Annotated in this window: 24 protein-coding genes and 1 tRNA gene; 6 read left to right on the top strand and 19 right to left on the bottom strand. The window is 64.1% G+C overall.

Annotated features, from left to right (window positions below; translation table 11 throughout):
* The first annotated feature begins 46 nt into the window (after positions 1–46).
* The 3 genes from KIH45_RS19325 (at position 47) to KIH45_RS07015 (ending at position 1,410) form a co-directional block, all read left to right on the top strand.
* Positions 47–172 (top strand): hypothetical protein, encoded by a 126-nt coding sequence (locus KIH45_RS19325; RefSeq protein WP_273544097.1) that lies wholly within the window; start codon positions 47–49, stop codon positions 170–172.
* A 23-nt stretch (positions 173–195) separates the two neighbouring features.
* On the top strand, positions 196–861 hold the full coding sequence (gene msrA / locus KIH45_RS07020; RefSeq protein ID WP_213175275.1) for a peptide-methionine (S)-S-oxide reductase MsrA: 666 nt from the start codon (positions 196–198) through the stop codon (positions 859–861).
* Positions 862–933: 72 nt separating this feature from the next.
* Positions 934–1,410, top strand: a complete 477-nt coding sequence (locus KIH45_RS07015) for a Fur family transcriptional regulator (protein ID WP_213175274.1) — start codon at positions 934–936, stop codon at positions 1,408–1,410.
* On the opposite strand, the gene KIH45_RS07010 is transcribed toward KIH45_RS07015, so the two are convergent.
* From KIH45_RS07010 to KIH45_RS06980, 7 genes are all read right to left on the bottom strand, one after another.
* Positions 1,411–3,180, bottom strand: coding sequence for a hypothetical protein (locus KIH45_RS07010; protein WP_213175273.1), 1,770 nt, complete (start codon positions 3,178–3,180; stop codon positions 1,411–1,413).
* 19 nt (positions 3,181–3,199) lie between these two features.
* Complete coding sequence (locus KIH45_RS07005; protein WP_213175272.1) at positions 3,200–3,622, bottom strand: GtrA family protein; 423 nt, start codon at positions 3,620–3,622, stop codon at positions 3,200–3,202.
* Positions 3,619–5,187 (bottom strand): NAD(P)/FAD-dependent oxidoreductase, encoded by a 1,569-nt coding sequence (locus KIH45_RS07000; protein WP_213175271.1) that lies wholly within the window; start codon positions 5,185–5,187, stop codon positions 3,619–3,621. The genes KIH45_RS07005 and KIH45_RS07000 overlap by 4 nt, the downstream gene beginning before the upstream one ends.
* Before the next feature lie 161 nt (positions 5,188–5,348).
* Positions 5,349–6,020, bottom strand: coding sequence for a PilZ domain-containing protein (locus tag KIH45_RS06995; protein WP_213175270.1), 672 nt, complete (start codon positions 6,018–6,020; stop codon positions 5,349–5,351).
* A 203-nt stretch (positions 6,021–6,223) separates the two neighbouring features.
* Positions 6,224–6,308 (bottom strand) — tRNA-Leu (locus tag KIH45_RS06990).
* A gap of 93 nt (positions 6,309–6,401) precedes the next feature.
* On the bottom strand, positions 6,402–6,683 hold the full coding sequence (locus tag KIH45_RS06985) for an integration host factor subunit beta (protein ID WP_213175269.1): 282 nt from the start codon (positions 6,681–6,683) through the stop codon (positions 6,402–6,404).
* A gap of 246 nt (positions 6,684–6,929) precedes the next feature.
* Positions 6,930–7,289, bottom strand: a complete 360-nt coding sequence (locus KIH45_RS06980; protein WP_213175268.1) for a GntR family transcriptional regulator — start codon at positions 7,287–7,289, stop codon at positions 6,930–6,932.
* A gap of 172 nt (positions 7,290–7,461) precedes the next feature.
* Here KIH45_RS06980 and KIH45_RS06975 point away from each other — a divergent pair, with 172 nt between their 5' ends.
* Positions 7,462–9,108: a peptide MFS transporter gene (locus KIH45_RS06975; RefSeq protein ID WP_213175267.1), complete on the top strand. Its 1,647-nt coding sequence runs from the start codon at positions 7,462–7,464 to the stop codon at positions 9,106–9,108.
* Positions 9,109–9,191: 83 nt separating this feature from the next.
* On the top strand, positions 9,192–9,869 hold the full coding sequence (locus tag KIH45_RS06970; protein ID WP_213175266.1) for an NnrU family protein: 678 nt from the start codon (positions 9,192–9,194) through the stop codon (positions 9,867–9,869).
* A 193-nt stretch (positions 9,870–10,062) separates the two neighbouring features.
* Here KIH45_RS06970 and KIH45_RS06965 read toward each other — a convergent pair whose 3' ends face one another.
* From KIH45_RS06965 to KIH45_RS06945, 5 genes are all read right to left on the bottom strand, one after another.
* Positions 10,063–10,272, bottom strand: a complete 210-nt coding sequence (locus tag KIH45_RS06965) for a hypothetical protein (protein WP_213175265.1) — start codon at positions 10,270–10,272, stop codon at positions 10,063–10,065.
* Between the two features lie 2 nt (positions 10,273–10,274).
* Positions 10,275–12,197, bottom strand: coding sequence for a 1-deoxy-D-xylulose-5-phosphate synthase (dxs, locus tag KIH45_RS06960; RefSeq protein ID WP_213175264.1), 1,923 nt, complete (start codon positions 12,195–12,197; stop codon positions 10,275–10,277).
* A 55-nt stretch (positions 12,198–12,252) separates the two neighbouring features.
* The gene (gene msrB / locus KIH45_RS06955) at positions 12,253–12,741 is read right to left on the bottom strand and encodes a peptide-methionine (R)-S-oxide reductase MsrB (protein ID WP_213175263.1); all 489 of its coding nucleotides are present in this window, start codon (positions 12,739–12,741) and stop codon (positions 12,253–12,255) included.
* Positions 12,742–12,825: 84 nt separating this feature from the next.
* The gene (locus KIH45_RS06950) at positions 12,826–14,058 is read right to left on the bottom strand and encodes an ABC transporter permease (protein WP_213175262.1); all 1,233 of its coding nucleotides are present in this window, start codon (positions 14,056–14,058) and stop codon (positions 12,826–12,828) included.
* Positions 14,055–15,059, bottom strand: a complete 1,005-nt coding sequence (locus tag KIH45_RS06945; protein ID WP_213175388.1) for an ABC transporter ATP-binding protein — start codon at positions 15,057–15,059, stop codon at positions 14,055–14,057. Before KIH45_RS06945 ends, KIH45_RS06950 begins: the two co-directional genes overlap by 4 nt.
* 61 nt (positions 15,060–15,120) lie before the next feature.
* Here KIH45_RS06945 and queG point away from each other — a divergent pair, with 61 nt between their 5' ends.
* Positions 15,121–16,188, top strand: a complete 1,068-nt coding sequence (gene queG / locus KIH45_RS06940) for a tRNA epoxyqueuosine(34) reductase QueG (RefSeq protein WP_213175261.1) — start codon at positions 15,121–15,123, stop codon at positions 16,186–16,188.
* Here the strand turns inward: queG and KIH45_RS06935 are convergent.
* From KIH45_RS06935 to KIH45_RS06905, 7 genes are all read right to left on the bottom strand, one after another.
* Positions 16,185–17,417, bottom strand: coding sequence for an NAD(P)/FAD-dependent oxidoreductase (locus tag KIH45_RS06935; RefSeq protein ID WP_213175260.1), 1,233 nt, complete (start codon positions 17,415–17,417; stop codon positions 16,185–16,187). The genes queG and KIH45_RS06935 overlap by 4 nt on opposite strands.
* Before the next feature lie 103 nt (positions 17,418–17,520).
* Positions 17,521–18,519, bottom strand: a complete 999-nt coding sequence (locus KIH45_RS06930; RefSeq protein ID WP_213175259.1) for an LLM class flavin-dependent oxidoreductase — start codon at positions 18,517–18,519, stop codon at positions 17,521–17,523.
* Positions 18,516–19,292, bottom strand: a complete 777-nt coding sequence (locus KIH45_RS06925; RefSeq protein WP_213175258.1) for an alpha/beta hydrolase — start codon at positions 19,290–19,292, stop codon at positions 18,516–18,518. The genes KIH45_RS06930 and KIH45_RS06925 overlap by 4 nt, the downstream gene beginning before the upstream one ends.
* A 59-nt stretch (positions 19,293–19,351) precedes the next feature.
* Positions 19,352–20,422 carry a M48 family metallopeptidase gene (locus tag KIH45_RS06920; RefSeq protein WP_213175257.1) on the bottom strand — a complete coding sequence of 357 codons (1,071 nt, stop codon included), beginning with the start codon at positions 20,420–20,422 and terminating at the stop codon, positions 19,352–19,354.
* A 5-nt stretch (positions 20,423–20,427) separates the two neighbouring features.
* Positions 20,428–21,561 carry a YjgN family protein gene (locus KIH45_RS06915; RefSeq protein ID WP_225899703.1) on the bottom strand — a complete coding sequence of 378 codons (1,134 nt, stop codon included), beginning with the start codon at positions 21,559–21,561 and terminating at the stop codon, positions 20,428–20,430.
* 45 nt (positions 21,562–21,606) lie between these two features.
* The gene (locus tag KIH45_RS06910; RefSeq protein WP_213175256.1) at positions 21,607–21,798 is read right to left on the bottom strand and encodes a helix-turn-helix transcriptional regulator; all 192 of its coding nucleotides are present in this window, start codon (positions 21,796–21,798) and stop codon (positions 21,607–21,609) included.
* The gene (locus tag KIH45_RS06905) at positions 21,795–22,220 is read right to left on the bottom strand and encodes a hypothetical protein (RefSeq protein ID WP_213175255.1); all 426 of its coding nucleotides are present in this window, start codon (positions 22,218–22,220) and stop codon (positions 21,795–21,797) included. Before KIH45_RS06905 ends, KIH45_RS06910 begins: the two co-directional genes overlap by 4 nt.
* Positions 22,221–22,222: the final 2 nt, after the last annotated feature.

The raw sequence follows: 22,222 nt of genomic DNA, 5'->3' as shown, positions 1-22,222 counted from the left end.
ATTACCAAGTTCAGCAACCCTACTACTGGCCACGAAAGTCAAAGCCATGCACCTCATCGACAGCAGCCTTATCCGCAATTTCGCGATCGGCTTCGCGCTGGGTGCCGCCGGGCTTTTCGCGGTGTCGGGCTTCCCGATCGAGACGCAGGCCATCGCGTCGGTTCTGGGCTGAACACCTTCCGCTCCACATTCCTGATGCTTGGCGCCGCTGCTCTGCTCGGCGCGTGCCAGCAACCTGCGATCGCCGCCGCATCGGGCGAAGAGGCGGTGGCGACCCCTGCCGCTGCGATCCGCGCGACGGAGGAAGGCGGGCTCAAGACCGCGATCTTCGCAGGTGGCTGTTTCTGGGGCGTCGAGGGCGTGTTCAGCCACGTCAAGGGCGTGACCAGCGCGGTCAGCGGCTATCACGGCGGCAGCAAGCGCGATGCGACTTACAAAAGGGTGACATCCGGTGCGACCGGCCATGCCGAGGCGGTGAAGGTCACATACGACCCAAATGTCGTGCGGTATGACGAATTGCTGCGCATCTTCTTCGCAGTCGTCGCCGATCCCACCACGCTTAACCGGCAAGGGCCGGATCACGGCAGCCAGTATCGCAGTGCGTTCGTCCCCACTAGCGCGGAACAGGCCCGCGTGGCCAAGGCCTACATCGCGCAGCTCGGCAAGGCGAAGCTGTGGGACAAGCCGATCGTGACCAAGATCGAGAAGCAGGGCACCTTCTACCGCGCCGAGGCCTATCATCAGGACTTCATGGCGAAGAACCCGAACCACGGCTACATCCGTCGCTGGGACCGCCCGAAGGTCGAGGCGCTGAAGACCCTGTTCCCCGCAGACTACACCGCGACCTTCCGCAAGAACTGATTTAGGTTTGCTTCACGGGGCCTCCGTCACGGGCGGGATGACTTGCGCGCCGGCACGCCCTATATCGCTGGCATGACCTGCACGGACACGCACGACCATTCCCACGCCGAACACGAAGGCGCAGCGCTCGTGCGCGCGGCGCGCGGGGCACTGACCGATGCGGGCGAGCAGTGGACCGACATGCGTGCCGACGTATTCAATGCGCTGGCCGATCACGAGGCTCCGGCCTCTGCCTATGACATCGCCGATGCCCTTTCGGCGCAGCGCGGCAAGCGGGTTGCTCCCAACAGCGTCTATCGCATCCTCGACCTGTTCGTGCGGACCAACCTTGCGAACCGGATCGAAAGCGCGAACGCGTATCTGGTGAACCGGCACCCGGGCTGTCAGCACGACTGCATCTTTCTGATCTGCGACAAGTGCGGAATCGCCGAGCACATCGACGACGACCGCCTGACCGAAGGCCTACGCGGTGCGGCAAGTGCGGCCGGTTTTGAGGATGTGAAGACGGTTGTCGAACTGAAGGGTGTCTGCGCCGCCTGTCGCGGTTGATCAGTCCCTGATCTTGAGGACGAGGACGTTCTGGCTATCGTTCTCGACCGGCTCCAGCCAATCGGGAATCTCGTCTTTCTGCAGGCTGGCGGCAAAGCCAGCCCGCTGCAGAGCGGCATAGGCGTTCACTTCGTTCATGCCGGTGCACAGCATCATGTAGTCATAGCCGCGACGGTCCAGCATCGCACGGGCATCATCAGGAGAGCCCATGAAAGCGCGCATCGTGTCGGCAATCGCGACATCGGCGCGGTGATGCGCAGTTGAAAGGACCGAGTGCGGGCTATCAAGCAGGATGCGCGGGCCAAGGTCGATCGGCGCGAACACGCGCGAGGGCGTAGTGCCCAGCGCCGGTAGCGCTGCGCGAACGTCGCAATCGGCAACGGCGACGACCGGCGCGGAGGTGCGGGTCGATGCCTGCGTCGGCGCGGCCGCCATCAGCAGCGAGATCGGAACGGCCGGGGCGAGCGCAGTGATGATGCCGGCGGCGGCGGCGGCTTGCTTGCTCGGTTCCTTCAGCGTGCGGACCGAGCGGAGCCAGACCTTCAACTGCCAGCCCAGCGGCACGGCGGCGAGTGCGGCGGAATAGATGCTGGTCCGGGCCACGAGGCAACCGACGATCAGCGCAACGATCAGCAGAAACGCATATTCCTGGTGCCAGCGACCAAGCCAGTCGTTCGAGGTGCGGATGAGGTTCCACATCGTGACGAGCGCGATCAGTGGCGGGATGACCTTAAGCAGCGCAAGCTTGACGCTGCCTTCCCAGATCGGGCGGCCTTCCGTGATGTTACCGAGCCAAAGCGAGCGGGTCAGCGGATCGAGTTCGGCAAAAGTGCCGCCCGTACATTGCGGAGCCAGCGTAAATTCAACCGCAACGGCAGCGACGCCGAGCGCGCCGAAAGCCATCAGGGCGAAGCTGAACGGACGGTGCGTCGCGCGGTCGAGGCCGGTCGCGCCGATCGCGAGAATGCCCATCGCGGCAAGCGGGGCAGGGCCCATCCCGTCGCAAACCGATGCGCCGACCGGCAGGCCCTTCGTAGCCATGTAGATCAGCAGCGAGCTTACGAAAGTCGACTGCAGCATCGACACCAGCCAGGTCCGTTCGTGCCAGCACCGCATCCAGCGCCACAGGCCGACCGCCATGATCGCGGCGACCATCGGCAGCGCCTCAAGACTGATCGACAGCCACGCCGCCATCGCGAAACCGGCGATCCAGCCGCCTTGCCGCGCGTTGCGGGCCATCAGTGCGTTTACTGCGACAAGGGCGCACACGACTTGCCAGCCGTGGTGGTCGATGCGCATCGGGCGTATCTGGTTGAGGAGCGAGGTGGACATCGCCGCTACGAGGCAGGCGAGGCCGGTCGCTTCTTCATCGAAGATCTTGAAGCTGATGCGTCCGATCAGCATGAGCACGAGCCACAGCGTTGCCAGCGGTACGATGACCGAGGCGGCTATTTCAGCCGCGCCGCTTCCAATGATCGGCGTCAGCAGAAAGATGACCGCGGCCAGCGGGAGATCCACCAGCCGCGTCCAGTGCATCGGCGTGCCTTCGGGCGGATCGACGCGGTACTGCGTCACGTCGAACCAGCTTTGGCCGTTCAGCCAGTCGCGCACCTGCAGGAGGCGCAGGATATCGTCGCCATCGGGATAGATGACGGCGGCAATGTTGCGGAACTGCGTGGCAAGGAGGAGCGCCGAGACGATTGCCCAGACCAGCGTGATCCGGGCGATCATGGCCCGTTCGAATCCGTGGCGGCGGCGCTCTCCGATCATGGTGCCCTCCACCCCCGCGTCAGCTTGTACCGGCAGGTGCGCCCTGCTCTTCGGTGAAGACGAAGCGCAGGCGCAGCAGGAAAGTGGCAAAGAAGCTGGCGCCGATGGCGATCAGCTTGGCAAGGCGCGGGTCGAGATCCATCGCGGTCCCCGCCGCGACAATGGCCCAAGTGAGCGCGAGGCCAACCAGCGCAGAGGCGACGAACAGGCCCTGCTGGGCCGCGCGTGCCTTGCCCTCGCTGGCGACTCGGCCGGTAAAGACGAAGCGGCTCGATGCGAACCAGTGGGCAAGGATGCCCGCCGCATAGCCGCCCGCTGCCGCCGCAGGCGCCGCAATATGCAGCGCCATCAACGCGAAGAAGCAGGCAAGGTCGACGCCCAGCGCCGCGACGCTGGCAAAGCCGTAGGCGACGAAGCGCCTGAAGGCCGCGGCGTCGGTCATGCCGCGTCCTTCTTCTCGGGTGCGACAGGCTCGGGAACGTCGCGCATCGAGGACAGCGCTGCGGCGCGGTCTTCTGCCGAGTAGCGGGGCAGTTCGATCTCGTCGCCCTCGTTGCCGGCCTCGTGGTATTCCGCGTCCTCGTTCACGCACCAGGTGTCGTAGATACGCTTACCCGCCATGATGTTCTCGACCGTCAGCATCGCGGTCATCATCGCGTGGTCCTGGTTGTTATAGCGGTGCATGCCGTTGCGCCCGACAAGGTGCAGCGTGGGGTGCTTGGCTTCCAGTTCCTCGCGCATGACCTGCACGCGCTCGGCATAGTCCTCGTCATAGACGGGGTAGGCCTTTTCCTGCCGCACGACCGAACCGCCGATGACGTCCGCCGGATCGCACAGGCCGAGGATTTCCATTTCCTTCGTCGCCAGGGCGACAAGATCGTCATCCGACGAGGCCCAGAGGCCGTCGCCTTCAAAGCAGAAATATTCAAGGCCGACACAGGCGACATCGCTGTCGGGCACCATTTCGGGCGACCACGAACGGAAGTTCTGGATGCGGCCGACCTGCACCTTGCTGTCGTGGATGTAGATCCAGTTGTCGGGGAACAGGTCCTTGGAACGGACCTTCAGCGCCACGGTCAGGAAGTCGCGATACTTCAGCCCGCTGGCATCCAGCACCGAGGCCGGGACCGGAGCAAGGCGCGCGGCCAGTTCGCGCATCGGCGCGCTCGAAATCGCGTGGCGGGCGCGGATTACGCGCTCGCTGCCATCGGCCAGCGTCGCGCTAAGGCGCCAGCCGCCCTTGCTGTCAGCGGCAAGCTGGCGCAGCGCGTGGCCCATCAGGACCTTGTTGCCGCCTTCGCGAATCTTGTCGCGCGCGGCTTCCCACATCATGCCGGGGCCAAGGCGCGGATAGCGGAATTCCTCGAGCAGGGTCTTGGCCTGCATGCCATTGTTCGGACGCTTGTTGAGGCCAAGCGAACGCTTGAGCCCATCGGTCACTGCCCCCCAGAGCGAGAGACCTTTGATGCGCTGTGCGGCCCAGTCGGCGCTCATTTCATCGCAGGGCATGCCCCACACCTTTTCGGTGTAGGTCTTGAAGAAGATCGAGAACAGCTTTTCGCCGAACTGGTTCACGGTCCAGTCCTCGAAGCTCTTGATCTGCCTGCGCGGGAAGACCTGCGCCTTGGCAAAGCTCGCCATGCAGACCGTCGAACGCCAGATGCCGAGATTACGCAGCGCTTCGAACGCGCGCAGCGGGTAGGAGTAGAACTTGCCCTCGTAATAGATGCGGCTCATCCGCGGGCGCGAGATGAAGTCGTCGGGCAGGATCTCGTTCCACAGGTCGACCACGGCCTTGGACTTCGAAAAGAAGCGGTGTCCGCCGATGTCGAAGCGATAGCCTTCGTGTTCGACGGTGCGGCTGATGCCGCCGACGTAAGTCTCGTCCTTCTCGATCACGGCGACCGATTTTCCGGCCTTCGTCAGCAGGTATCCCGCCGTCAGACCGGCCGGTCCTGCGCCAATGATGACGACGTCCACGTCCAGTTCGGAATTGCCCTGCTTCATTTCGGTGCCCTGCTGCACGGTGCCCCCTTGTGCAAAACGTCCGTCGCCAAGCGGCGACCCAAGGCAATTCGTGCATGAAAATGGCTAAGAGGACGTTAACGCGGTGCTTTCGCAGCCTCTTTTTGCAGCTTTTTAAACGGGCGGCGGGCAGGCCGGGTGGATCAGGCCGCCATGTCGTCAGGGCGAGGGCCCGAACCGCCGTCCTTGCGCCACTCCCGCGAAAGCGCCTGAAGGTCGCTCGCCACTGCTGCGATCTGGTCGAAGCGGAAGGTTTCGACGAAGGCCAGGCCGTAAGAGGGGTGCTGCCGCCAGCGGACCTTCGCATAGACTTCGCCCAGACGGGGAATGTCGATGCGGACCTGCTGGTCCATCGAGAACATCGCCTCGCTCAAAATCTGTGCCCCTTCGTGCGAAAGGTCACGGATGTGCACGTCCAGTCTGCGCCCGAGGGATTTGACCGACGAGGGAAGTTCGACCGCAATGCGGATGGCGCGCTTGCGGAAAGGGCCATGTTCCCCGATCAGCGACATGAGGTCATTGTGCTTGGCAAAGGCCAGTCCGGCCTGATCGTCCTTGACCCAGATCGCGCTGACTTCGAACCTGTCGCCGTCGCCGAATTCGAGGTGAAAGCCCGCGGCCCCTTCCTCGATCGGCGCACCGTAGAGCTTTACGCGCAGCGCGCTGCCGGAAATATCGCGCAGGACGCAAGGGTATTCGGCATCGGGAAAGACGAGCTTTGCCGTCCGGATGATCGGTATTCGCTGGGGATCGCGCACCGATGTGTCGCCATCGCCGCGATGGCCATCGAATTGCGAGGGACTCAGGTCATTCACGCTGCCCGCTCTTTCATTCGCGCCAGTTGCGGTCGGAAGGGGGCCCGAAATTGGCGCTGTTCACGGGTTCCCTGATACCCGGAAAGTTGCAACCAAATCGTTAAATTCGCGTGGGAATGCAGCAGGTTGGACCTGAGTAGTTTTCGCGCATCTCCAGTGGGATGCGTTAACCTCGTGCGCGGTCCGAAAAGCTATGAATAAAGTGGTGCGGACGGCGGGACTCGAACCCGCACGTACAAAGTACAAGGGATTTTAAGTCCCCGGCGTCTACCATTCCGCCACGTCCGCACTTGCCGCAGCGTTAGGGTGCGTGGCTGCGCCGCGCAATGGCGAGAATCCAGCAGATTGTGAAAGATGACCCCGAGAGTACGGGCGCGGCGATCAGTCCGCGTTGAGGCGGTCGCGCATATCCTTGCCAGCCTTGAAGTAAGGCACGCGCTTGCCGGGCACCTCGACCGTTTCGCCGGTGCGCGGGTTGCGGCCCGTGCGGGCGGCGCGTTCGCGGGTGGAGAAAGCACCGAAACCGCGAAGCTCGACCCGGCCACCACTGGCCAGTCGTTCGGCAATCGCGTCGAAGAAGCAGGTGACCACGGCCTCGACCTCTTCAGGTCGAAGTTCGGGATTTTCCTGCGCAAGCGCTTCGATGAGTTCCGATCTAATCATGTCTACCCCGCCTGTCGAAGAGTTCGCGACCCCCTTGCGACAGATACCGCCGGCAAGGGCGGTAACAATGCCAGAACCCGTGATGCCCCTTCATCACGAGCAGTCCGCGACTGCGAAGCCGGAAAAAAGATCATCCCCTGCCCGCAACCACTTGAATAAGTGTGCCATCCCGGGGGGAAAGTCGCAATATCTATTACATATGATAAGATTTCGGGACAGTTTGCATCCCGGTCCGCATTTTGCCCGTCAGTCGGAACGGGCCATCAAGCTGTCGAGATCAAGATCGAGCAGACGGATCCGATCCGCCACGGCGGGCCACTCTTCAGTGAGGAACTGGTCCCGTTCAGCCTTCAGCAGGCGCGCGCGCGCGCCCGGCACGACGGCGATCCCGATGCCGCGGCGCACTTCCAATAAGCCATCGTCCTGAAACTGCTGATAAGCTTTGGCCACCGTCAGCGGATTCGCCCCCTGTTCGGCGGCAAATGCGCGGACCGAGGGGAGCAGTTCGCCTTCCGGATAGCTTCCGTCGATGATCGCGGCGGCAATCAGGTCCCGCAAACGCAGGTAGACGGGGCGCGTGGCCTGGGTTCCGGTGGGGCGTGGCATAGGTGGTCTAGTGCCATAATACAGCGTGTCGGGTCAAGCTTTCGGGCCGTTGCATTACGGTCAAGCGAGATGGTCTCAATTGCAACAAAACCCTTCACAATGCGGCAAAGGCCTTTAAGGCTCTCACCCCAGAAACGGACACTCACGAAAATACCGGGGAAGACGAGCTTACATGAAGGACATCAGCCTCTGGACCGAGGGCGACTGGATCGCAGCCATCGCCGCGGTCGCCCTATTTGCCGTGCTGGCCATCGGCGGCGTCATCTCCATGCGCAAGAGCGAGGAGGTCATCGGCCATCCCCGCGGGCTTTTCGTGCTGTTCTACGCCGAGATGTGGGAGCGTTTCTCCTTCTACGGCATGCGCGCCCTGCTCATCCTCTATCTCACGAAATTCTGGCTGTTTTCCGACGGCAAGGCGAGCCTGATCTACGGCGCCTACGGCAGCCTCGTGTACATCACGCCGGTGCTGGGCGGATACCTGGCCGATCGCTGGCTGGGCCAGCGCAAGGCGGTGCTGTTCGGCGGTGCGGTGCTGGCACTGGGCCACCTGGCCATGGCTTACGAAGGCATGCAGGGCGTGACCGATCCGGCCGTGAAGCAGGCCGATTTCGCGATAAACGTGTTCTGGCTGGCGCTGGCCCTGATTATCGTGGGTTCCGGCTTCCTGAAGGCCAACATCTCCGTGATCGTCGGCCAGCTTTACAAGATGACCGATAGCCGCCGTGATGCGGCCTACACGATCTTCTACATGGGCGTGAACGTCGGTGCGGCGCTGGGCACGATCCTCGTCGGCTATCTGGGTGAGACGATCGGCTGGTCGTGGGGCTTCGGCCTTGCGGGTATCGGCATGGTGCTGGGCCTCATCATCTTCATCGTCGGCAAACCTGCGCTTAAGGGGCAGGGCGAACCGCCGGCTCCGCTCGCCAAGCGTCTCGAGACCACGCTCTACGTCGTAGGCGCAGCCTCGGTCGCGGTGATCTGGTTCCTGATCCAGTACCAGGACGTCATTCAGGGCCTGCTGATCGTATGCGGCATCGCGATGCTGGCCTACACGCTTTACGAAGCGTTCAAGCTACCCAAGCAGGCGCGTGAACGTATCTTCGCCATCCTTTTCCTGATCGCGCTGAACCCGGTGTTCTGGGGGCTGTTCGAACAGGCTGGCGGTTCGCTGAACCTCTACACCGACAAGTTCGTCGACAAGGGCGGGGTCCCGACATCGCTGTTCCAGTCGATCAACCCGATCTACATCGTCATCTTCGCCCCGCTGTTCGCGGCGCTGTGGCAGTTCCTTGGACGTCGCGGGCTTGAACCGTCGGCGCCGGCCAAGTTCGCACTGGCGCTGTTCCAGGTCGGCGCGGGCTTCCTCGTGTTCGTCTGGGGCGCGGGCACCGGCGATCCGGCGGTGATGACGGGCGTCGTTTTCGTGTTTCTCATCTACCTGCTGCACACGACCGGCGAGCTTTGCCTGTCGCCCGTCGGACTTTCGGCCATGACCCGCCTTGCGCCGCTGCATCTGGGCAGCTTCATCATGGGCGCATGGTTCTACATGACCGCGGTGGGCAGCTTCGTCGCGGGCAAGATCGGTGAAGCCACCGGCGGCGAATCGGGCGAGATGAGCAAGGAACTGACCCTTGCAATCTATAACGAGATCGGTTGGTGGACGATCGGCATCGGCGGTGTCGTCCTTCTGCTCAGCCCTATCGTGAAGAAGTGGATGCACCTCGACACGCTGGGTGAGCACGAGGCGCATGAAGAACTGGCCGGCGACGCCGAACTGGGTGAGCCGCAGGCAGCCGGCATGCACCCCGAACGCAAGTAATGTCGCATCGGTGGGCGGGGTCTTGCGCACCGCCCACCACGCGCTAGCCTGCCGGGACGTGCCATCTTCGTCGGGAGGCAGCGATGCCCTTGGGACTTTCCGCACTGGTTTCGGCCGCCGTCATTTTCGTCGGCACGCATTTCATCCTCTCTCACCCCGCCCGCGCACCACTGGTCGCCAAGCTGGGTGAGAAGGGCTTTCTCGCGCTCTATTCGCTGGTCGCCCTGATCACGCTGGGCGGCATAGGCCACGCGTTCGGCAAGGCTCCGCGCGGGCCTTGGCTGTTCGAGCCGATGAGCGACTGGGCATGGATCGTAGCGAGCATCCTCACCATCGTGGCGCTCGTCCTCCTTGTCGGCAGCTTTCGCGGCAATCCCGCGCTACCCGGATCGGAAGGCAAGGCGGCGGGCAAGGAGCCTGCGGGCGTCTTCCTCGTCACGCGCCACCCGATGATGTGGGGCATCGCGATCTGGGGCGTGGCGCACATCCTCGTCATGCCCGACGCGCGCACGATCGTCTTCATGGGGGCCTTCATCATCCTCGCGCTGGTCGGCGCAGCACTGCAGGACAGGAAGAAGGAACACCTCGACCCGGCGTGGCCGGAGTGGGAGGCGAAGACGAGCTATTGGCCGAAACTGTCGGGCTTTGCCGGGGCGAGCGCGGTCACGTGGGTCGTCGCCGTCGTTGCATGGCTCGCGATCACCTTCGCGCATATGCCGCTGGGCGGCATTCCGGCGGGGGTCTGGCGGTGGTTGGGTTAAGCCGGACCCATGCTTAGCCAGCGACCGTAATTCCTGATTGTCGTAGGCCAGCCTTCGGGCCAGTCGGGCAGGTTGCTTTCGTGGAACCCCTGTTGTGCCGCGAAGTCGCGCGGCCAATCCATTGACCAGTCGTCTTCATCAATAGGCAGGTCGCGGAGTAGGTCGTCGTCCGGATGCGGCGTCAGATGGGGCTTCAAATATAGGGGAGGGCCGTCTCCCATAGGAAAGCGGCCACTTCTTCTGCACAATCTGGAGCAATCATCTCCATGAACTGATCACGCGACGGATTGGGGCGCCGCGCCTTCGTCGCCGCAATCTGGCGTCGGGTGTTCCTGAAGGCAGCCGCGAACCAGATCGCCAACGCGCCGACCGCAAAGCCGGTCGGCAGCAACCAGCTGGGCACGCTCAGGCCCGCGCTTCCTCCACGCCCGCGCTGTTGTGGCGCAGCGCTTTCAGCACCGTGTCGACGATGTGAGGGGCGTTGAGGCCAGCCTCGTCGTACTGCTTTTCGGGCGCGTCATGGTCCTGGAACAGGTCGGGCAGGCGCATGGTGCGGATCTTGAGCCCTGCATCCATCAGGCCCTCGTCACTCGCCATCGTCAGGACGTGAGCGCCTAGACCGCCGATGGAGCCTTCCTCGATCGTGACGAGGACTTCATGTGAAGCGGCCAGCTTGCGGATCAGGTCCTCGTCCAGCGGCTTGGCAAAGCGCATGTCGGCGACCGTGGTCGACAGGCCCTTGGCCTCAAGCTGGTCGGCGGCTTTCAGTGCCTCTGCAAGGCGCGTGCCCAGCGAGAGGATCGCGACCTTGGTGCCTTCGCGTACCACGCGGCCCTTGCCGATTTCCAGCTGTTCCGGAACTTCGGGAAGGTCGATGCCGATGCCTGCGCCGCGCGGGTAGCGGAACGCGATCGGGCCGCTGTCGTGGAGGGCGGCGGTGTAGGTCATGTGGACCAGTTCCGCCTCGTCCGCCGCGGCCATGACGACCATGTTGGGCAGGGTGGCGAGATAGGTCACGTCGAACGACCCTGCGTGTGTCGCACCGTCCGCGCCGACGAGGCCAGCGCGGTCGATCGCGAAGCGGACCGGCAGGTTCTGGATCGCGACATCGTGCACGACCTGGTCGAAGGCGCGCTGCAGGAACGTCGAATAGATTGCGGCGAACGGCCTCATGCCCTGCGCCGCAAGACCGGCTGCGAACGTCACCGCGTGCTGTTCGGCAATACCGACGTCGAATGAGCGTTCGGGATGGGCCTTGGCGAACCGGTCGACGCCCGTCCCGCTCGGCATCGCAGCGGTGATGGCGCAGATGCGGTCGTCGGTTTCGGCCAGCTTGGCCAGCGTGTCGCCGAAAACGTTCTGATAGTTCGGCGGTCCGCCGCTGCTCTTGCTCTGCTTGCCGGTGACGACGTCGAACTTTGCAACGCCGTGATACTTGTCCGCCGATTCCTCGGCCGGAGCATAGCCCTTGCCCTTCGTCGTCACGACATGGATCAGGCACGGCCCTTCGGCCGCATCGCGCACGTTTTCGAGGACGGGAACCAGCGTGTCGAGGTCATGGCCGTCGATCGGGCCGACGTAATAGAAGCCCAGTTCCTCGAACAGGGTGCCGCCCATGGCCATGCCGCGGGCGAATTCGTCGGTCTTGCGCGCGGCATTGTGCAACGGGCGCGGCAGCTTGCGGGCGAACTTCTTGGCCAGTTCGCGCAGACCAAGGAACTGGCCGCTCGATACGAGGCGGGCAAGATAGGACGACAACCCACCGACCGGCGGCGCGATCGACATGTCGTTGTCGTTGAGGATGACGACAAGGCGATTTCCGGCCTGCTCGGCATTGTTCATCGCTTCATAGGCCATGCCAGCGCTCATCGCGCCGTCACCGATCACGGCGATGCCCTTGCCGGGCGTACCCGACAGCTTGTTGGCGATGGCAAAGCCGAGTGCCGCACTGATCGAGGTGGACGAGTGCGCGGTGCCGAACGGGTCGTATTCGCTCTCGCTCCGCTTCGTGAAGCCTGACAGGCCGCCGCCTTGGCGCAGGGTGCGGATGCGGTCCCGCCGCCCGGTCAGGATCTTGTGCGGATAGGCCTGGTGGCCGACGTCCCAGACAAGCCGGTCGTCCGGCGTGTTGAAAACGTAGTGGATGGCAGTCGTCAGTTCCACGACACCCAGACCGGACCCGAGATGCCCGCCCGTCTGTCCGACGGCGGAGATCATTTCGGAGCGCAGTTCGTCGGCGAGCTGGCGCAAGTCCTCGCGCTTCAGCTTCCGCAGGTCGTCAGGCGTATTGACGGTATCGAGCAGGGGGGTGGCCGGTTCGGCAGTCATGGCGCTGTCTTAGACAGATAGAACGCGTCTGTCGAACCCAAGAGTGACGCTTTCGTCACGCCGGTTTGAAGTCGAGAGCGACGCCGTTGATGCAGTACCGCTTGCCGGTCGGCTTCGGCCCGTCGTTGAAGACGTGGCCCAGGTGTCCGCCGCAGTTGGAACACAGGATTTCGGTGCGCGGATAGCCGAGCTTGTAGTCGGTATCCTTGTCCACCGCACCCTTCAGCGGGGCATAGAACGCGGGCCATCCGGTGCCCGATTCGTATTTGGTGGAGGACGAGAACAGGGCCTGTCCGCATCCGGCGCAGGTAAAGGTTCCCTTGCGCTTTTCATCGTTCAGCGGATTGGAAAAGGCCCGTTCGGTTCCGGCCTGGCGCAGGATGCGAAATTCCTCGCGGCTCAGGCGTTTGCGCCATTCGTCCTCGCTCAGCTGTAGCGGATAAGTACGCGCCTCTGCCGGGCGCGAGCCGCAGGCGCCGAGGATCGGCATGATCGCGCTCGCGCACAAAAGGCCGAGCGTATTGCGTCGCGTCAGTAGTCCCATGCGCTCCGTTCTATCCCGTCGCCGCTTAGGCGGGGATGAATGATATACGCTCGAAACTGCCCGCCGGTTTCACCCGGGCGCGATTCAGGCCGGTTCGCGCTTGCCTCGGATGCGGTCGAGGAGGCTCTTTTTCGCGGGCGCAGGGCCCGATTTCATCACCGTCTTGCGGAACAGGGTCGAGCCGCCCTTGATGATGAGCGCGACGCAGAACGCCTGCCACAGGATCGCAAGGAAATGCGGCCAGAGCGCCCCGTCCACGGCCGATCGCGCCAGCATGATGTAGGGCGAGGACAGCGGGAAGATGATGGCCACCCACTCGATCGGTTCACCCTGCGCGCCAAGCGCGTAGCTTGCAAAGAAGAACACGATCAGCTGCAGCATCGTCGCCGGCATCGACAGCGTCTGCACCTCGCGTACCGTCGCGGCGAGCCCGCCGATGGTGAGGAACAGCGAACCCAGCAGCAGGTAGGCGAACGAGAAGTAGATCAGCCCGAAAAAGATGAAGAGGGGCCAACCCACCGCGGGGGCCGCGAATGTCGGCAGCCCGGCGCCGACGATGGCGATGGGCGACAGGAACAGGCCCCAGACCGCAAGGCCCGTCAGGCTGACGCCCAGCATGGCGATCAGCTTGCCATAAAACACCGCGTCCATCGGCACGGCGGCGGCCAGAACCTCGATGATCTTGTTGGCCTTTTCCTCGACCATGTTCGACATGACCATACCCGCGAGCAACATGGTGAGCAGGAACAGAAGCGTCTGCGATGCCTGCGCCGTCCTGATCCGCTTGCGCGCGGTATCGGCCTTGGCGGTGATCGTCCGCTCCATGTTCACTGACGGCAGTGCACCGGTATCTCCGCGCATGGCCTCTGCCGCGATCAGGGCGACGGGGCCTTCCCACCTGTCGATCTGTCCGCCCGCGCCGGTCAGCTTGGGGTTGGCCAGCGGTCCGCTCAAAATCGCGACGATGGGACTACCGTCCTTGACGCGTTGCAGGAGCGAGCGCGTCATCACGTTCTCGCCGGGCTTTAGCCGCAGTACCACCACGACTTCGGGCGTGTGCGGGACTGTTTTGGCCAGCCTGTCACGCGCGGCGACGAAGGCATCGACATCCTCGGCCTGCATCGCAATGCCGAGCTTCGGGTTCTGGAGTTGCCCGCTGACACTGGCCCCGATGCCGCCCGCCATGGCGACCACGACGATCGGGAACAGCGGGCCGAGCAGGAAGAAGATGAACGAGCGGCTGAACAGGATCGCGCTGTAATCACGCCGCGCGATCACGAAGATGGAGCGCCAGAAGCGCGAGGCCCGGCTGGTCATTTGGCGTCTCCTTGAGCGGTGCCCTCTTCGAGCGCGCGGGCCGCAGCCTCGCCCGCGATGGCGACGAAAGCGTCGTGAAGCCCTGCGCGTTCGATCGACAGCGCCTCGATCCCCGCGCCGCCTTCGATCAGCGCGGCGAGCAGGGGTTCGACTTCGCCCGTCAGGCTGAAATCGAACAGCGCGCCGCCCGATGACTTCACTTGCGGCTCGGTCCCTGCAGGCAGCGCACTGCGCCACGGGCCGTTGACATTGCGGGTTTCGAGATGGACTTGCGGGGGAAGCCGGTCGCGGGCGGTCGAGACCAGCCCTTCGAACGGGACCTTGCCCCCTGCGATGATCGCGATGCGTTCGCACAGGCGTTCAGCATGGGCGAGGACGTGGGTGGAAAAGATCACCGTCGTCCCGTCAGTCGCAAGCCCGCGGATCAGCTTTTCGAGCCGCCCCTGGCTGATCGCGTCGAGGCCCGAGAAAGGCTCGTCCAGAACAACCAGATCGGGCTTGTGCACCAGTGTCGAGAGTAGCTGCACCGTCTGGGCCTGCCCCTTCGACATCTGGCGGATCTGGCGGTCGGCGATATGGCCGAAGCCGTAGTCCTCCATCAGCTTGCGCCCGCGCTCGCGCCCCTCGGCACGCGGCAGGCCGCGCAGCGAACCGACGAAGGCTATGGCGTCGACCGCCTTCATCGAGGGATAGAGGCCGCGTTCCTCGGGCAAGTATCCGATACGGTGCGCGATGGCGTGCGGGTTCTCGCTGCCCAGCACCTTGCGGGTGCCGCTGTCGGGATCGATGATGCCGAGCAACATGCGAAGCGTCGTCGTCTTGCCCGCGCCGTTGGGGCCAAGAATGCCGTAGATCGTTCCGGCCGGGACCGATATGTCGACCCCGTCGACCGCGACGGTACCGTCGAAACGCTTGACGAGATCGCGCGCCTCGATTGCGAGAGTGCCGGTATCGGCCTGCACTGCGCGGTCGAATTCCGCCTTGTCGGGGCTTTTGGTCATATCCATCCGTTCCTACAATCGCCCCATGCGCTGCCATACTGCAAGATAGAGTTAACGCCGGATGCGAGAAATCGGCCCCGAATTGCTGACCGACTTGCGCCGCCGCCTGCTGGAACGGGCAGGCGAGGAAGGCTTCGTCGCGGCCGGAATCGCCGATGCGGTGACCGATCCGGCGCGCGCGATGCGGCTGGACGATTGGCTGGATGAAGGGCGCCACGGCTCGATGCAGTGGATGGAAGACCGCAAGGACCAGCGCGCCGCGCCGCAAGTCCTGTGGGATGAGGCGCAGCGGGTGATCGCCTTGGGTATGAGCTATGCGCCGGCTCGCGACCCGCTGGCCCTGGCGGACGAAGGCGGGGTGGGGCGTATCTCGGTCTATGCGCAGGGGCGCGATTATCACGATGTCGTGAAGAAGGCGCTGAAGCGGCTGGCCCGCTGGCTGGTCGAGGAAGCGCGCAAGATCGGCGTTGAGGCAGGGGTCAAAGTCTTCGTCGATACCGCGCCGGTGATGGAAAAGCCGCTGGGCGAGGCGGCTGGCATCGGCTGGCAGGGCAAACACTCCAACCTCGTCAGCCGCAGCCAGGGGTCTTGGCTTTTCCTCGGCGCGATCTACACGACGCTGCCGCTGGACGTGGACGAGCCCCACGCCGACCGGTGCGGATCGTGCACGCGTTGTCTCGATGCCTGTCCGACCGATGCTTTTCCGAGCCCGCGCGTGGTCGATGCCCGGCGGTGCATTTCGTACCTCACCATCGAGCACAAGGGCCCGATCCCGCACGAATTCCGCGTGGCTATGGGCAACAGGATCTACGGCTGCGACGATTGCCTTGCGGTCTGCCCGTGGAACAGCTTTGCGAGCCAGGCGGCGGCGAACATGGCATTCCTGCCGCGCGCGGAATTGACCGCGCCGCACCTTTCCGAGCTTCTGGCGCTCGACGATGCGGGATTCCGCTTGCTGTTCTCGGGCTCTCCGATCAAGCGGATCGGGCGCGACCGGTTCGTGCGCAATTGCCTGATTGCGGCTGGGAACAGCGGGGATCGGGCGCTTCGTGGTCCGGTCGAGGCCCTGTTGCAGGACCCCGACCCGACCGTTGCCGAAGCAGCGGAATGGGCTTTCGCCCGGCTTTAGGCCGTCGCCATTTCCTTCAGGGCCAGCGTATCGTCGGCCAGGATATCGCGGTCGATCACCGCGCGGCCTTCGACCAGCTTCTTGCCCTGGACGTAGTCCTTGATCTTGTTCACGCAGTCGAGCGCGATGATCCGGCCTTCCTTCAGGTAGATCACCGAGAAGCTGCGATCGTCGGGATTGCCACGCAGCACCGTTTCGTCATGACCGATCGACAGGCCCACGGTCTGGAGCTTGAGGTCATACTGGTTCGACCAGAACCACGGGGTCGCGTGATAAGGCTGTTTCTCGCCCGCGATCTTCATCGCCACGGTCTTGGCCATGTCGTTGGCGTTCTGCACCGATTCCAGACGGATAACCGCGCCATCGGCGAAGTCGTTGGCATGGGCCGCGCAGTCGCCGATCGCATAGACGTCGTCGAGCGTGGTGCGGCAGTATTCGTCGACATCGACGCCGTTCGCACCGGCAGCGCCAGCGACGATCAGAGGCCCGATGCTGGGGACGATGCCGATGCCGACGATGACCATGTCGGCCTCGACGATTGAGCCGTCGGCCAGCTTGACGCCGGTCACCTTCTCCCCGTCACCCTCGATACAGTCGACACCGGTTTCGAGACGCAGGTCGACACCGTGCGAACGGTGTTCGTTCTCGTAGAAGCGCGACAGTTCCTCACCCGCGACGCGGGCAAGCACGCGGTCGAGCATTTCGAGCAGCACGACCTCGACGCCCAGCTTGCGCAGGACGGCAGCTGCCTCCAGCCCGATATAGCCGCCACCAACGATCACGGCCCTTTTCGCGCCCGCGTCGATTTCTGCCATCATCCGGTCCACGTCGGCGCGGGTGCGCACGGCATGGACGCCCTTGAGGTCCGCGCCCGAGCACGACAGGCGGCGCGCATCGCCGCCAGCGGCCCAGATGAGGTTGGTGTAAGTGATCTCGTCCCCGCCGGTCAGCGTGGCGACCTTGCCCATCGGTTCGATGGCGACGACTTCGGTGCCGAGGCGCAGGGCCACGTCCTTGTCGGCCCAGAACTGCGGCGGACGGATGTAGAGACGTTCGAATTCCTTTTCGCGCGCCAGATATTCCTTGGAGAGCGGCGGACGCTCGTACGGGGGTTCCTTTTCGCGGCCCACCATGACGATGCTGCCTTCGAAGCCCTGCTGGCGAAGCGCGACTGCTGCCGCTGCGCCGCCATGACCTGCACCCACGATGAGTACGTCGGCGTGTTCCATATTATCTCCCTCGGGTCCTTGCCATCCGCGCTATCGCCCAGCGGCGACCGGTTCAAGTGGCAAAAACCGTGGAGTTCGGCAAAACGGACGCGCGGCGGGGCAATCAGTTCGCCGGCGTGACGCTTGCCTTCATGGCGTCCATCGCCAGTTCGAGCGAGTAGCGGCGCGCCGCCGGATCGAAGGTGGAGCCCGAAAGAACGATCTCGTCCGCGCCGGTGCGGGCGGCGAGTTCGGTCAGCGTTTCGCGCACATCCTCGCGCGTGCCTATGGCGCTGACACGGCGCAGACCGCGAAGTCCGGCGAGCAGCTGCGGCGGCAGGCTCTCGCGATAACCGGGAACCGGCGGGGGCAGCTTGCCCGGCGTGCCGGTGCGCAGCGCGATGAAGGACTGGTCCATCGACGAGGCGATAAGCTCGGCCTCCTCGCGCGTGTCGGCGGCGTAGCAATTGGCCGCGACCATGACGTGCGGCTTCTCGCAGTCCTCCGACGGGCGGAAATTCTCGCGATAGAGCGCAAGCGCCTCGTCCAGCGCGGCGGGCGCGAAGTGCGAGGCAAAGGCATAGGGCAGGCCGAGGAGAGCCGCGAGTTGGGCGCCGAACAGGCTGGAGCCCAGGATCCACATCTCGACATCGGCGCCCCTGCCGGGAACGGCCTGAAGCGGCGTGCTGCCATCGCCCGATAGCACCGCGCGCAGTTCGGTCACGTCCTGCGGGAAGCGTTCGGCGGCGGAGTGCAGGTCCTTGCGCAGCATCTGCCCGATCCGCGAATCCGCACCCGGTGCGCGGCCAAGGCCAAGATCGATGCGGCCCGGAAACAGCGCGTCCAGCGTGCCGAATTGCTCTGCGATCACCAGCGGGCTGTGATTGGGCAGCATGATACCGCCCGAACCAATGCGGATCTTCGATGTCGCGTTGCCGACATGGGCAAGGCAGACCGCGACGGCAGAACTCGCGATACCGGGCATACCGTGATGCTCCGCCATCCAGAACCGGTGACAGCCGAGGTCTTCGGCGAGTTTCGCATATTCCGCCGTATCGGCGAGCGAGCGCGAGGCGGTGCCGCCTTCGGGGATCGAGACGAAATCGAGAACCGACAGCTTCATGCCGAGACCTCCGCGATGGTGGAGAGGAGAAGCGCGATATCTGTGTCGCGCGAGAGGCGGTGGTCGCCGTCCTTGATGATGCTGAGCCGCACATCCTGCGATGTCAGCGCATCCGCGATCTTGAGCGACAGTTCCCACGGCACATCGGGATCACGCTGCCCCTGCAGGACGCGAACCGGGCAAGTCACGGCAATCCCGCGCGAGATCATCCGGTGGTGGGCGGAATCATGAAAGAAGGCGGGATGATAGGGCGTCGGATCGGGGCCGTAGATATTATCCTCGAACCAGACCTCGCCCTTTTCGAGCGTGGCCTTCTGCTCTGCCGAATAGCCCCAGTCGGTAAAATCGGGCGCGGGCGCGATGCCGACCAGCGCCTTCAAGGCTTCCGGTCCGGCGCGTTCCGACAACGCTTCTGCCACGATGAACATCAGCCAGCCGCCCATCGAGGAACCGACGATAACGACGGGCCTGTCCGCTGTTCCCGCAACGACATGGTCGATCAGCGCGAGCACCTCGTCCCGCCAGCGGGACAGCGTGCCATCGGCAAAATCGCCCTCGCTTTCGCCGCAGCCCGAATAGTCGAGCAGCAGGCAAGCTTGTCCGCGCGCCATCGCATCGGCCATCGCAGCGGTCGCCTTGCCGCCTGCCATGTCGGACATGTAGCCCGGCAGGAACACGATCAGCGGCCCGGCGCCCGGCGCATGGCGATAGGCCAGCGACAGCCCCTCTGCCGAAGTGAAGTGCTGGATGGCGGGAAGGTCTGCTTCGGTCATGTCCGCCTATCTAGGAAGGGCGGGCGCGATTGGAACCGCAGGCAGGGACAGCCCGTGCGTCAGAAGAAGCTGAATTCCTCGACGTCAGGGTCTTTCTCGCAAGCTTCCTGGAGTGCGGCGAATTCGGCCTTCGTCAGCGCGGGCTTGTAAGTCTTGCCCTTCACGACCGCGTTGCGGAACGCATCTTCACGCTCTGCCGGCATCGGGTGGCTGGCGACCCAGCCGACCCATTCGGGCGAATCCCCGCTCTCTTCCTTGAGGTATTCGAAGAACTCGGCCGTGCCGACCGGCGAGATGTCGGCGGCGGCAAGCTGCTTGCGCGAAAATTCGTCCGCCTCACGCTCCGCATCGCGCGAATAGCTGATGGAGGCGATGCCGAAGATCGAGCTGCCTAGGTCGGAATTGATCCCGCCCAAAAGGACCGAAAGCCCGAACTGGCGCAGCAGTGCCTGCATGACGTGGCGTTCGCGAACGTGACCGATCTCGTGCCCGACGACCCCTGCCAGCTCGTCCGCGCTACCCGCTTCCTGCAGCAGCCCGTTGAAGATCAGGACCTGTCCACCCGGAAGCGCGACGGCGTTGATCATGTCGACATTGGCGATGCCCACGCGGGTCACGGGACGCTCGGGATCAAGATTATCGACCAGCTTGGCGAGCGCCGCGTCCGCCTGAGGCGTGTGGCAAAGCCGGTTGCCGAGATCGCCGATCATGGCATCGCCCATCTTGCGTTCCCAACTGGCCGGAACGCGCGGGCCAAGCCAGGTTGGCGCGGTCATGACGATTGCGATCAGCGCGGCACTGATGACGGCGAAAAGTGCTGCCGCCTTGGGCAGACCCAGCCCGTCGATCCACTTCCCGAACTTTTGGCCGCTCGGCAGGCGTTGCGCGAGGTCTTCGGGCACGGTGCCGGTGAACGAGAGGCGGAACCCGTCGTCGGCCTTGCGCGAATAGGACCCGTCCATCACCCCGCGCTCAACGAAGATCAGGTCGTCTATCGCGACTTCCATCACTTCGCCGTCCCGGGCGCGGAGCAGCAGCGTGTCGCCGCCGTTCCACTCGACCAGTCCTTCGTGCCGTCGGGCGCTGTGGCCGTCGTACCAGAAGGCGGGGACTTCGCTGCGTTCGAACATGCCGATCAGATCGCTCCCATGTCGAACGCATCGAGCAGACCTTCGCCGTGGCGGGCGCGCTTCGTGGTCGACTGCGTCAGGTCATCGACGTTGATCTCGCCATAGGCCTGCATGTGCGTCACGAAGAACTTCCAGTGGCGATAGCCGAGGAAGACGAACCCGATGCCGAGCGTGAGGACAACGAGCGCGACGTCACCGAGGCCAAGCTTGATCCAGTCCTTCGTCTTGGCGTCGAACTCGAATTCAAGATCGCCCAGCGCCATGTGGCCCACGACCACGCGGTAGAACTTGGCGAAATAGACCAGCCAGATGAAGCCGAGCACGAAGTAGAACAGGAAAAGCGCGACGACGACCGCGGCGACAAATCCGATCGGCGGTTCTTCGGGATCGAACCCGCCGGCACCGTCGAAATCCACGGCAAAGCCCAGCGCGATGGCGAACATCGCGCCCGCTGCGACTAGGATCGCGAGAAACGGGCTGAAATAGAACAGCAGGTAACGCTTCATCAGCGGCGAAAAATCCGCGCTGCACGTAAAGTCCATCGGCCCGAAGCTCATCAGGCGCCAGCGCTGGTTCCACAAGGAAACCATGGCCCATGGCACGCCGAGGCCGAAGGCGAGATAACCCAGCGTCGTCTTCCACATATAGGACCAGCCATAGCGAAAGCCCTTGCTGTCGCTGCCGCCGCGAATGCCGCGCCAGTTAGTGCGGCCGAGGCGATAGCGAATGGCACGGAAACGGGCGACGCCCATCAAGTAAAAGATCGCCAACAGCGGTATGACGGTCAGCGCGACGCCGATCGCGGTTTCTCCGCGCAGGATCATCGCCTGTGCGACTTGGGTCATGACGATGTAGGGCACGACGAAGAGCAGCACCACGACCACGCCGCCAAGGAACAGCTCAAGCCCGGTGCCGGTCCATTCCAGCCGCTCGTCGATGAAACGCGTCCGGCTCCACAAGTAACGCCTCTCGCGCGCCTTGGCCCAGAAGCGGTAGATACCGAGCGTGACGATGATCAGCAGCAGGTTGGTGAAAGCGATCGGCGCGAATTCGCGCCAGGTTCCGTGAAAACCGAAGGCGGATTCCGCCTGTTCCTCGTCCATGTTCTTCTTGCGACCCCTGAAAAATCCCGCGTCCATCGTTCCCAGCGCGTTGCTGGGAAGTCAAGACGCGGGCGTTTCTTGTCAGCGGGGCATGAAGATTTCCTCAATCGGAAGGCCGAAGACTTCTGCGATCTTGAAGGCAAGCGGCAGCGAGGGATCGTATTTGCCGGTCTCGATCGCGTTCACGCTCTGCCGCGAAACCTCCAGCCGGTCGGCCAGCGCCTGCTGGCTCCAGTCACGCTCTGCGCGCAGGACCTTGAGTCGGTTTTTCACCGCGGGCACCCCGTGTCGGTGCCGAAGGCGAAGCGGTTGACGACGCTGCCGATCATCAGGCCCGCGCACCAGATCGGGAAGGCGAAGAAGATCGGGATGCACGGGACAGTGGTGTATAGCTCGACCATGCCCCAGACGCTGGTGAGGCCGAGCGTCACGCCGGTGGCCACGATGAACTTGCGCACTTCGAGCATGCGCATGAATTCGTCATCCAGTTCGACCAGCAGGCGGCCCATGGCCCAGATCCAGCCGATCACGGCAATTCCGGGCAAAAGCGCCAGTGCCACGAACAGCGGTGTGGGTTCCGCATCGTCGGGCACGAAGCGCGAGGTCAGGAAAACAGCCAGCAGGTATGCCGCCGTCAGCACGAGGTGACGGCGGAAATACCGCTTGTAGGCGGGAGAGCGTGCGGGCTTGCCCATGT

Source organism: Croceicoccus gelatinilyticus (assembly GCF_018398395.1).
In the GTDB taxonomy this organism is placed as follows: Bacteria; Pseudomonadota; Alphaproteobacteria; order Sphingomonadales; family Sphingomonadaceae; genus Croceicoccus; species Croceicoccus gelatinilyticus.
Note: the sequence above shows the minus strand (reverse complement) of the source record. Positions and strands in the feature narration are given on the sequence as shown.